General features: G+C 65.6%; 11 protein-coding genes. All 11 read right to left on the bottom strand.

The window, feature by feature from the left end:
• Positions 1 to 258: 258 nt before the first annotated feature.
• Positions 259 to 1,521 carry a UDP-N-acetylglucosamine 1-carboxyvinyltransferase gene (gene murA / locus AC5592_RS09555; protein WP_063063963.1) on the bottom strand — a complete coding sequence of 421 codons (1,263 nt, stop codon included), beginning with the start codon at positions 1,519 to 1,521 and terminating at the stop codon, positions 259 to 261.
• A gap of 10 nt (positions 1,522 to 1,531) precedes the next feature.
• Positions 1,532 to 2,140 carry a cob(I)yrinic acid a,c-diamide adenosyltransferase gene (locus tag AC5592_RS09550; RefSeq protein ID WP_063063962.1) on the bottom strand — a complete coding sequence of 203 codons (609 nt, stop codon included), beginning with the start codon at positions 2,138 to 2,140 and terminating at the stop codon, positions 1,532 to 1,534.
• A 24-nt stretch (positions 2,141 to 2,164) separates the two neighbouring features.
• Positions 2,165 to 2,587, bottom strand: a complete 423-nt coding sequence (locus AC5592_RS09545; RefSeq protein WP_030518273.1) for a DUF2550 domain-containing protein — start codon at positions 2,585 to 2,587, stop codon at positions 2,165 to 2,167.
• A gap of 476 nt (positions 2,588 to 3,063) precedes the next feature.
• Positions 3,064 to 3,438 (bottom strand): F0F1 ATP synthase subunit epsilon, encoded by a 375-nt coding sequence (locus tag AC5592_RS09540; protein ID WP_036498593.1) that lies wholly within the window; start codon positions 3,436 to 3,438, stop codon positions 3,064 to 3,066.
• A 6-nt stretch (positions 3,439 to 3,444) separates the two neighbouring features.
• Positions 3,445 to 4,893: a F0F1 ATP synthase subunit beta gene (gene atpD / locus AC5592_RS09535; protein WP_030518275.1), complete on the bottom strand. Its 1,449-nt coding sequence runs from the start codon at positions 4,891 to 4,893 to the stop codon at positions 3,445 to 3,447.
• A 26-nt stretch (positions 4,894 to 4,919) separates the two neighbouring features.
• Complete coding sequence (locus AC5592_RS09530) at positions 4,920 to 5,891, bottom strand: F0F1 ATP synthase subunit gamma (RefSeq protein ID WP_036498574.1); 972 nt, start codon at positions 5,889 to 5,891, stop codon at positions 4,920 to 4,922.
• 54 nt (positions 5,892 to 5,945) lie between these two features.
• A complete protein-coding gene (gene atpA, locus AC5592_RS09525; RefSeq protein ID WP_036498571.1) occupies positions 5,946 to 7,586 on the bottom strand; it encodes a F0F1 ATP synthase subunit alpha in 1,641 nt (546 codons plus the stop codon).
• A gap of 62 nt (positions 7,587 to 7,648) precedes the next feature.
• A complete protein-coding gene (locus AC5592_RS09520) occupies positions 7,649 to 8,458 on the bottom strand; it encodes a F0F1 ATP synthase subunit delta (protein WP_036498583.1) in 810 nt (269 codons plus the stop codon).
• An 89-nt stretch (positions 8,459 to 8,547) separates the two neighbouring features.
• Positions 8,548 to 9,102, bottom strand: coding sequence for a F0F1 ATP synthase subunit B (locus tag AC5592_RS09515; RefSeq protein ID WP_063063961.1), 555 nt, complete (start codon positions 9,100 to 9,102; stop codon positions 8,548 to 8,550).
• Positions 9,103 to 9,107: 5 nt separating this feature from the next.
• Positions 9,108 to 9,356 (bottom strand): ATP synthase F0 subunit C, encoded by a 249-nt coding sequence (locus tag AC5592_RS09510; protein ID WP_025347580.1) that lies wholly within the window; start codon positions 9,354 to 9,356, stop codon positions 9,108 to 9,110.
• A gap of 70 nt (positions 9,357 to 9,426) precedes the next feature.
• Positions 9,427 to 10,248 carry a F0F1 ATP synthase subunit A gene (gene atpB, locus AC5592_RS09505; RefSeq protein ID WP_223273948.1) on the bottom strand — a complete coding sequence of 274 codons (822 nt, stop codon included), beginning with the start codon at positions 10,246 to 10,248 and terminating at the stop codon, positions 9,427 to 9,429.
• Positions 10,249 to 10,330 lie beyond the last annotated feature (82 nt).

Raw genomic sequence — 10,330 nt, 5'->3', positions numbered from 1 at the left:
CACTCACCATCTCCCAGATTTTCATCTGTTCGATCGGCGAGGCAACTTTTCCAGCTTAGCTCAACCATCGGACCCGAACCAAATCGGGGTCTCGGTCGAACCAGTGTGATCGTCAGGCGCTCCCCGTACTACCTCGTTGTCCCCTTGCCTTTCGGCCCGGGGTTGGTGTCCGTGTCGCTCTGACTTGAAATAAGTTACGTGGCGGTTGATTCCATGTCAAATCGCCTGGTCAGGAAGGTCTTTCGGATGTACGGCGGACTACGCCGGCGTGCCGACCCGTTTCACCTCGGCGCCCAGCGAGCGCAGGTTCTCGACGAAGTGGGGGTAGCCGCGGTCGATGTGGAAGACGTCGTGCACCTCGGTGACGCCGTCGGCGACGAGACCCGCGAGCACCAGACCCGCGCCGGCGCGGATATCGGACGACCACACCGGCGCACTCGACAGCCGCGGGATGCCGCGAACCACGGCGTGGTGGCCGTCGGTACGGGCGTCGGCGCCCAGGCGGATCATCTCCTCGACGAAACGGAAGCGCGCCTCGAAGATGTTCTCGGTGATCATCGACGTCCCGTCGGCGATGGTCGCCAGGCCGATCGCCATCGGCTGCAGATCGGTCGGAAAGCCCGGGAACGGCAGGGTGGAGAAATTCACCGCCCGCGGCCGCTCCGGTTGTTCCACCCGGAAACCGTTGGGTTCGAACGTGATTCGCGCGCCCGCCGAGCGCAGCTTGTCCAGCACCAGCGAGAGGTGTTTGGGATTCAAGCCGGTGACGCGCACGTCGCCCCTCGTCATCGCGGCGGCGATTCCCCAGGTCGCGGCCACGATCCGGTCGCCGATCACCTGATGGGTGGTGGGCACGAGTTTGCGCACACCGGAGATGGTGAGGACCGAGGTGCCGGCGCCGTCGATGCGGGCGCCCATCCGGGTGAGCATGGTGCACAGGTCGACGATCTCGGGTTCACGCGCGGCGTTGTCGATCACCGTCTCCCCCTCCGCGAGGACCGCGGCCATGAGGATGTTCTCGGTCGCACCGACGGACGGGAAATCCAGCCGGATCCGCGCGCCCTGCAGCTCGTCGGCGCGAGCGACCAGGCAGCCGTGCTCGATTTCGCTGGTCGCGCCGAGCAATCTCAGGCCGGCCTGGTGCATATCGAGCGGACGGGACCCGATCGCGTCGCCGCCGGGCAGGGCGACGACGGCGCGCTTACACCGCGCCATCAGCGGTCCGAGGACGCAGACCGAGGCGCGGAACTGGGTCACCGCCGGAAAGTCGGCGTGATACTTCGGCTCGGCCGGGGTGGTGATGGCGACCACCGATCCGTCCACGGTGACATCGCAGCCCAGACCACGCAGGACCTCCGCCATCAGCGGCACATCCAGGATGTCCGGGCAGTTGGTGATCGTCGTCGTGCCTTCGGCCAACAGGGCGGCGGCCATCAACTTGAGGACGCTGTTCTTCGCGCCACCCACTGAGACCTCGCCGACCAGCCGACTGCCCCCGGTCACCAGAAACCGTTCACTCACGGGGGCCAGCCTAACGGGAGGGCTGGTCGGTCGCGGCCGGTCCGCCGGTCTCCGATCCCCCGGGCCGCCACAGCACGTCACCGTCCGGGTTGGCCACCCGGCCGAGGATGAACAGCAGATCGGACAGCCGATTGAGGTATTTCGCGGGCAACACGCTGATGTCGTCCGGATGCGCGTCCACCGCCGCCCACGCCGCGCGTTCCGCCCGGCGCGCCACGGTGCGGGCCATATGCAGCAGCGCGGCCAACGGCGTGCCGCCGGGCAGGATGAACGAATTCAGCGGAGCGAGCTCGGCATTGAACTCGTCGCACCAGCGTTCCAGGCGATCGATATAGGACTGGGTGATCCGCAGCGGCGGATATTTCGGGTCCGGCACAACCGGGGTGGACAGATCGGCGCCGGCATCGAACAGATCGTTCTGCACTTGGCGCAGCACCTCGGCGATGCGCGCTTGCGGCTGTCCGAGGGCGAGTGCCACGCCGAGAGCGGCGTTGGTCTCGTCGCAGTCGGCGTAGGCGGCCAGTCGCGGATCGGTCTTCGGCACCCGGGAAAAGTCGCTCAGGCCGGTGGTGCCGTCGTCTCCGGTCCGGGTATAGATCTTGGTCAGATGCACACTCATGGCTGGTGACCACCTATTTCTGGGTCAACGCCCCGGGCGTCGCCGGATGCGTTCGGAGGGCCGTGATTCGACCCAGGACAGGAATGCCGTCAGCGCAGGGCGATCCAGGGCGAGTTCATAGCTGCCGTCACCGTCGGAGACCGCGATCACGACGATGTCGTCGGTCATGATGTCGTACTCGTCGCCCACCGGAGAACGCCGATCGACCACTTCGATGCCCAGCCGCCGGATGGTCGAATCCGGTCCCACCTTCAGGCTGGTGAGTTTGTAGAAGACGAGCCGGGATTCGCCGTAGCGAATCAGGCCGTGCCGCCACCCTTGACCACCCTGCGCCGGAAGTACGCGCAGAATCGCCGCGGTTCCACCTCGGCGCAACATGATCAGGCGATACAGCGACACCAGCGCTACGCCGACCAGCAGCAGCACCAGAATGATCAGAAGCACCATCCCGGTCCGCAATCCAGGTCCGTCCCTTCGCTTCGCCCCTGCGCCGTCGCCAGCGCCGTGCCATCCCCGAACAAGGCCGCTCCCGCAGCGAGTCTACAAACCAGGGCGCCGCGGCACACAGCCGGTACATCCGTTCCACAAACGAGGATATCGGCCGATTCGCCGATCCGGAGGAAGGTGATCAGAGGCACACTCGCACAAGGACATTCGAAGCCCATCCGGGTTGGCTGTGCATGGGGTTCACAATGGGCCCGTATTCGCAGGTTGCACTCGGCCCATGGTGACGCGCCCTGGACGGTCACCATCGCCAGGGCGTGGCCGGTCCCGGTCTCCTGGCCATAGTCGTCCGGCATTTCCAGGCCCTCTCGAACCGGCCGCAAACAGACCGCGCGGTGAACAGAAACGCCGTGTGGCGGCCCGGATATCCGGACCGCCACACGGTTGCGCTATTCGGTTCTCGCCCTGAGGCGTTCGCCTCAGGCGTTTATCGCTTCCACCGCGCGAATTCGCGCGGTCGCCGCATTCTGTTCCTGCTCCGAGGCATTCGGATCGGCCAGTACCGCGCGGGCGGCGTCGAGATCGATATCGCCCGCGAATTCCGCCGATTCGGCGAGAATCCGGACCGCCTCACCCGTGCACGAGAAGAAACCGCCGTGCACGGCCGCGACGATGCGCTCGCCCTCGGTGCTGTCGATGGTCACGATTCCGCCCTCGACCAGCTGGCCGAGCACGGGCTCGTGGCCGTGCAGAATACCGATCTGACCTTCCGTGGTCTGGGCGCTGACGAAACTCGCCGTCCCCGACCACAGCCGCCGCTCGATGGCGACCAGATCAACTGACATATCCGCCATGGTGGACTACTTCCCGGCGATCTTCTTCGCGGCCGCCTCGACGTCGTCCAGGCCACCGCAGGAGTTGAACGCCTGCTCCGGCAGGTGGTCGAATTCGCCCTTGCAGACCCGCTCGAAGTCGTCGATGGTCTGCTCCAGCGGCACGACCGAACCCGGCTGACCGGTGAACTTCTCGGCCACGATGAAGTTCTGGCCGAGGAACTTCTCCAGACGACGCGCCCGGCCGACGAGGACCTTGTCCTCTTCGGAGAGCTCGTCCATACCCAGAATCGCGATGATGTCCTGGAGTTCCTTGTACTTCTGCAGGATTCGCTTGACCTCGTTGGCCACCGCGAAGTGCCGCTCGCCGACGATCGAGGCCTCGAGGATTCGCGAGGTCGAGGTCAGCGGGTCGACGGCGGGGTAGATACCCTTCTGCGAAATCGGGCGGGAGAGCTCGGTGGTCGCGTCCAGGTGGGCGAAGGTGGTCGCCGGCGCCGGGTCGGTGTAGTCGTCGGCGGGGACGTAGATCGCCTGCATCGAGGTGATCGAACGACCACGGGTCGAGGTGATGCGCTCCTGCAGCTGACCCATCTCGTCCGCCAGGGTCGGCTGGTAACCGACGGCCGAAGGCATACGACCCAGCAGGGTCGAGACCTCGGAACCGGCCTGGGTGAAACGGAAGATGTTGTCGATGAACAGCAGCACGTCCTGACCCTGCACATCGCGGAAGTACTCCGCCATGGTCAGCGCGGACAGCGCGACGCGCATACGGGTGCCCGGCGGCTCGTCCATCTGGCCGAAGACGAGGGCGGTGTCCTGGAGGACGCCCATCTCCTCCATTTCCAGGTGGAGGTCGGTGCCCTCACGGGTGCGCTCACCGACGCCGGCGAACACCGACGTACCGGAGAACTCACGCGCGATACGGGTGATCATCTCCTGGATCAGAACGGTCTTGCCGACACCGGCACCACCGAACAGACCGATCTTGCCGCCCTTCACGTACGGGGTCAGCAGGTCGATGACCTTGATGCCCGTTTCCAGGATCTCGGTCTTACCCTCGAGCTGGTCGAAGGCGGGCGGCTGGCGGTGGATGCCCCACTGCTCGCCGTCGCGGCCCAGGCCCGGGGTGTCGAGGCAGTCGCCGAGGGCGTTGAACACGTGGCCCTTGGTGACGTCGCCGACCGGAACCGAGATCGGCTTGCCGGTGTCGGACACCGGGACGCCGCGAACCAGGCCGTCGGTCGGCTGCATCGAAATGGTGCGAACGATGTTGTCGCCCAGATGCTGCGCGACCTCGAGGGTCAGCGTCTTGGCCACCGACGGCAGGGTGACGTCGGCGTGCAGGGCGTTGAACAGCTCTGGGATGGCGCCGCGCGGGAACTCGACGTCCACCACGGGGCCGTTGACCCGGACGACGCGGCCTGTGCCAGCGCCCGCCCGGCTTGCGTTTTCTTGCGTGACAGCTGCGGTCATTTGTTCTCTTCCATGGGGGCTAGGGCTTAGTCGCGATCCGAGGACGCAGCCAGCGCGTTCGCGCCGCCGACGATTTCACTGATTTCCTGCGTGATGTTCGCCTGCCGGATCGAGTTCGCCTGGCGGGTCAGGGTATTGACCAGCTCGGTGGCGTTGTCGGTGGCAGCCTTCATTGCGGTGCGGCGCGCGGCCGACTCCGAGGCCGCGGCCTCGAGCAACGACGAGTAGATGCGGGTGTTGATGTACTTCGGCAGCAGGGCGCCGAGCAGCTTGTCCGCATCCGGTTCGAACTCGTAGAGCGAGGTGATCTTCGCGTCCGGCGAGTCGGTGAGCATGTCCTCGCCGAGTTCGAAGTTCTCGTCGACGAAGCTCACCTGGATCGGAGCGAGCCGGCGAACCTCGGGCACCTGCGACAGCATCGAGACGAAGCGGGTGTAGACGATGTGAATCTCGTCCACGCCCTCGATGGTCCCGGTGCCGCCCGGCCCCTCCACCTCGGTGTCGGAGCCCGCCATGAACACATCCACCAGGTGGTGGCATGCGGCCGACGCGTCGGTGTAGTGCGGCTGCTGCGAGAACCCGGTCCACGAACCGGCCAGCGGGCGGTTGCGGAAGGTGTAGTACGTCAGGCCCTTGCTGCCCATCACGTACAGCACCGGCTCCTTGCCCTCGGAGCGCAGCGTCGTGATCAGTTCCTCGGTGCGCTTGAGCACGTTGGAGTTGTAGCCACCACACATACCGCTGTCACTGGTGATCACCAGGATGGCGGCGCGGCGCGGAGTGGCCCGCTCGGTGAGCAGGGGGTGGTTGAGATTCGAGGAGGCACCGGCCAATTCGCCGAGCACCTTCGTGATCTCTTCCGCGTACGGCTTCGCGGCGGCCACCCGGGCCTGGGCCTTGCTGATTCGCGAGGTCGCGATCAGTTCCTGGGCCTTGGTGATCTTCTTGATCGAGCTCACGCCACGAATACGGGAGCGCAATTCACGCAAGTTCGCCATCAGCGGTTCACACTCCCTTCGCGTATCGAATTCGTAGGCATCGTCGGACCCGGCTTACTTCTCGACGTGCTTACGGGTGACCGACAGCGACTCGACCTCTTCGTGGTCCAGTTCACCGGCGCCGGCCTCGTTGACCACGCGGCTGCCGTCGGAGGCCAGGAAGCCCTGCTTGAAGCGCTCGGTCTCGGCCTTGATCGCGTCGGCGGGCTCGCCTTCGAGCCGCTTCGCGCCACCTTCGAGGGCGTCGAAGGAACCCTGCACCTTGTTGTGCAGGTGTTCGAGCAGCTCGGCGTTGAAGCGCCGCACGTCGCCGACCGGCACCGAATCGTAGTAACCGGCGTCGACCAGGTAGATCGAGACGATCTGGTCCTCGACCGCGACCGGCGAGTACTGATCCTGCTTGAGCAGCTCCACCCAGCGCGCACCGCGCTCGAGCTGGGCCAGGGAGGCGGCGTCCAGATCGGAGGCGAAGGCGGAGAACGCCTCGAGCTCGCGGTAGGAGGCCAGCTCCAGACGCAGCGAACCGGCGACCGTCTTCATGGCCTTGGTCTGCGCGGCGCCACCGACACGGGAGACGGAGGTACCGACGTTGATGGCCGGACGCACACCCTTGTTGAACAGGTCGGACTCGAGGAAGACCTGGCCGTCGGTGATGGAGATGACGTTGGTCGGAATGAACGCCGAGATGTCGTTGGCCTTGGTTTCGATGATCGGCAGACCCGTCATCGAACCGGCGCCCATCGCGTCGGACAGCTTCGCGCAACGCTCCAGCAGACGGGAGTGCAGGTAGAAGACGTCACCGGGGTACGCCTCACGGCCCGGCGGGCGACGCAGCAGCAGCGAGATGGCGCGGTAGGCCTCGGCCTGCTTGGACAGGTCGTCGAACACGATCAGGACGTGCTTGCCCTGGTACATCCAGTGCTGGCCGAGCGCGGAACCGGTGTAGGGCGCGAGCCACTTGAAACCGGCGGAGTCGGACGCGGGGGCGGCGACGATGGTGGTGTACTCCATCGCACCGTGCGCCTCGAGCGCGGACTTCACGCCGGCGATGGTGGAGCCCTTCTGGCCGATCGCGACGTAGATGCAGCGCATCTGCTTGGTCGGATCGCCGGACTCCCAGTTGGCCTTCTGGTTCAGGATGGCGTCGATGCAGACCGCGGTCTTACCGGTCTTGCGGTCGCCGATGACCAGCTGACGCTGGCCCCGACCGATGGCGGTCAGCGCGTCGATGGCGGTGATGCCGGTGGCCATCGGCTCCTCGACCGGCTGGCGCTCCAGCACGGTCGCGGCCTGCAGCTCCAGCACGCGGCGCTCGTCGGCCTCGATCTCGCCCAGGCCGTCGATCGGCTGGCCGAGGGGGTTGATGACGCGGCCCAGGAACTTGTCGCCGACCGGCACCGAGAGCACGTCACCGGTGCGGCGGACCTGCTGGCCCTCTTCGATGCCGTCGAACTCACCGAGGATGACCGCACCGATCTCGTCGGGGTCGAGGTTCAACGCGACACCCAGCACACCGCCGGGGAACTCGAGGATCTCGTTGGTCATCGCCGACGGCAGGCCACTGACGTGCGCGATGCCGTCACTGGTGTCGGTGACCGTGCCGATTTCCTCGATCGAGGTTTCGGGGGTGTAGCTCTGGGTGTAGCTTTCGATCGCGCTACGGATCTCATCGGGGGAGATCGTCAGCTCCGCCATGGTTCTTCCTGCTCTCGCTGTGGTCTGGAATGTCGGGGTGGGTTGCCGGGCTCGAGGCTCGGCTAGGCCAGGGCCTGGCGCAGGCGCTGCAGTCGGCCGACGGCGCTGCCGTCGATCACGTCGTCACCGATACGCACGACGACACCGGCCAGCAATGCCGGATCGACCTGCACGTGAATGGTGACTGGCTTGTCGTAGATTCGCTGCAGCGATGCGGCGAGATGCTCCCGCTGCTGCTGCGTCAGGGCCGTCGCCGAACGAACGTGCGCGACGATCTGCTTGCGCAACGACGCCGCCAGATCGGACAACTGGTCGAAGGCGACGCCGACATCACCGCGCGACCGGCCGACCGCCTGCTCGGCCAGCTGCATGGTGACGTCTTCGACCTTCCCGGTGAGCAGCCGAGCCAGCAGCTCGCGCTTGGCGGCCGCCGGCTTACCGCGATCGGTGAGCGCCTGCTCCAGATCCGGGTTGTCTTCGACGGTGCGGCCCAGCCGGAACAACTCGTCCTCGACGGCGTCGATACGTCCGCGGTCGGCCGCGGCGCGCAACAGCGCCTCCTGCCCGAGCAGCACCAGGGTGTCGACCAGATCTCGGGTACGAGACCAGTCCTGGGCGACGGCAGTGGTCAGCACGGCCTGTGTGGCCGCGCTGATCTTGCCGCCGAAAACGCGTTCGGCCAGTTCGGCACGCACCGAACTCGACACCGACTTATCCGCGAGCGCCACACGCAGCGAACGCTGGTCGTCGAGCACGGCGACTACGGCGAACAGTTCGGAGCCCGTCGTGGCGGCGACGGAGTCACTCCCGGTGAGTGCGGCCGAAAGAGCTTCCCTCGCACGGGAACTCGCCTCGCGGCTCGCTGCGTACATGATTCCCACTTTCACTGTGTTGAATTCCGGGGCCCGGAGTGGTCGGGCGCCGGTGACTTGCGTCACCGACAAGACCTCTCAGGCGCAGGTTACCTTCCGACCCCGATGCCGGCCTTCTCATCCAGCTCGGTGAGGAACCGATCGATGGACGCCGCCTGCTTGGCTTCGTCCGCCACGGACTGCCCGATGATCTTCTCGGCCAGGTCGACCGCGGTGCGGCCGAGCTCGGACCGGAGCTCGGTCACGATCTGCTGACGCTGGGCGTCGAGCTGGGCATGACCGGCGGAGACGATGCGATCGGCTTCGGCCTGAGCCTCCGAGCGCAGCTGCGCGAGGATCTGCTGGCCCTGGGTACGCGCTTCCTCACGGATGCGCGCCGCCTCGAGCCGGGCCTCGGCCAGCTGCTGCTGGTACTGCTGCAGGGTTTCCTGCGCCTCGGCCTGCGCGGTCTCGGCCTTGGCCATGCCGCCTTCGATCTTCTCCGAGCGCTCGTCGAGCACCTTCGTCAATCGCGGGACCACGTACTTGTAGAACAGGACCCCGATGACGACAACGCACACCACCGACCAGACGATGTCGTATGGCTCCGGAATCAGAGGGTTCTTGTCCTCTGCATTCTCGGCGAGCAAGTACATGCTGTTCATCGGAATCAGAAGATGAAGCCGGCGACGAGACCGATCAGCGCGAGGGCCTCGGTGAACGCGATACCCAGGAACATGTTGGTCCGGATGGTGCCCTGCAGCTCGGGCTGACGGGCGATGCCCTCGATCGCCTTACCGACGACGATGCCGACGCCGACACCCGGGCCGATCGCGGCCAGACCGTAACCGATAGCGCCGTAGCCCTTGACCCGATCCGAGGTCTGGGCGAGTTCGGCGGCCACGTAGGAGAGGCTCATGAGATTTCTTTCCCTTTCTGTTGCCCACCCGCCCGGCGGCAGGTGGGGCAGTTCTTGTGCGGTCGTGCGGTCAGTGCGAGTCGGCGTGCTCGGCGAGGCTGATGTACACAGCCGTCAACAGCGCGAACACGTAGGCCTGCAGGAAGATCACCAGAAGTTCGAAAAGGGTGAATCCGAATCCCGCGAGCAAGGAGAACGGCGAGAAGATCTTCATCCACGAAGCGGCGTCGAAGAGGAAGAACTGGGTGGCGCTGAAGAACAGCACCAGCATGATGTGACCGGACAGCATGTTGGCCATGAGTCGGACGGTCAGCGTGAACGGACGCAGGATGAAGGTCGAGACGAACTCGATCGGAATCAGCAGCACGTGCAGCGCGACCGGAACATTCGGCACCACGACGGACGAGCGCATGTACCGCCAGAATCCGTACTTGCGGATACCGACGTAGTTGAACGTGATGTAGGCGATGGCCGCCAGCACGATCGGCATTCCGACACGCGCGTTCGAGGAAATGTTCAACAGCGGTATGACGCTGGAGAAGTTCAGGAACAGCACCGTGAAGAAGATCGTGGCGATCAGCGGGAAAAACCTGCGGCCGGTCTTCTTGCCCAGCACTTCATCGCAGATCTGCTCACGAACGAACAGCAGGCCGATCTCCGCGACGTTCTGCAGACCGCGGGGAACGAGGCGGGGACTGCGGAATGCGAGCAACATCACCGCAACCAATACCGCCACCATGATGAGGCGAACCATCATCAATCGGTCGATCTCGAAAGGTGTCCCCCCGAACAGCAGCGCATCAGGGAAGAAGTCTTGTAGCGAAGGCGCGTGGAACTCGCCCGCCAGAGTGGTGACGCTCAGCATTCTCTCCCGTGTTCGGCCACGAGACATGTTCCATCTCGCGGTTCGATCGGACATTGACGATCAGGTGGTCGACTCAGGTCGGCTCGAAGTTCGTCAGCAGCTGCGCGGG

The sequence above is a fragment of the Nocardia violaceofusca NBRC 14427 genome (assembly GCF_963869435.1).
Taxonomy (GTDB): domain Bacteria; phylum Actinomycetota; class Actinomycetes; order Mycobacteriales; family Mycobacteriaceae; genus Nocardia; species Nocardia aobensis.
The sequence above is the reverse complement of the archived record's forward strand: the minus strand, read 5'-3'. Positions and strand labels throughout refer to the sequence as shown.

Coding starts and splice junctions, on each gene's coding strand:
- AC5592_RS09545 (WP_030518273.1), bottom strand. CDS start 2,587: ATGGTGCTTCTGATCATTCTGGTGCTGCTGCTGGTCGGCGTAGCGCTG.
- AC5592_RS09550 (WP_063063962.1), bottom strand. CDS start 2,140: ATGAGTGTGCATCTGACCAAGATCTATACCCGGACCGGAGACGACGGC.
- atpA (WP_036498571.1), bottom strand. CDS start 7,586: ATGGCGGAGCTGACGATCTCCCCCGATGAGATCCGTAGCGCGATCGAA.
- AC5592_RS09515 (WP_063063961.1), bottom strand. CDS start 9,102: ATGAACAGCATGTACTTGCTCGCCGAGAATGCAGAGGACAAGAACCCT.
- AC5592_RS09530 (WP_036498574.1), bottom strand. CDS start 5,891: ATGGCGAACTTGCGTGAATTGCGCTCCCGTATTCGTGGCGTGAGCTCG.
- atpD (WP_030518275.1), bottom strand. CDS start 4,893: ATGACCGCAGCTGTCACGCAAGAAAACGCAAGCCGGGCGGGCGCTGGC.
- AC5592_RS09510 (WP_025347580.1), bottom strand. CDS start 9,356: ATGAGCCTCTCCTACGTGGCCGCCGAACTCGCCCAGACCTCGGATCGG.
- atpB (WP_223273948.1), bottom strand. CDS start 10,248: ATGTCTCGTGGCCGAACACGGGAGAGAATGCTGAGCGTCACCACTCTG.
- AC5592_RS09520 (WP_036498583.1), bottom strand. CDS start 8,458: ATGTACGCAGCGAGCCGCGAGGCGAGTTCCCGTGCGAGGGAAGCTCTT.
- AC5592_RS09540 (WP_036498593.1), bottom strand. CDS start 3,438: ATGGCGGATATGTCAGTTGATCTGGTCGCCATCGAGCGGCGGCTGTGG.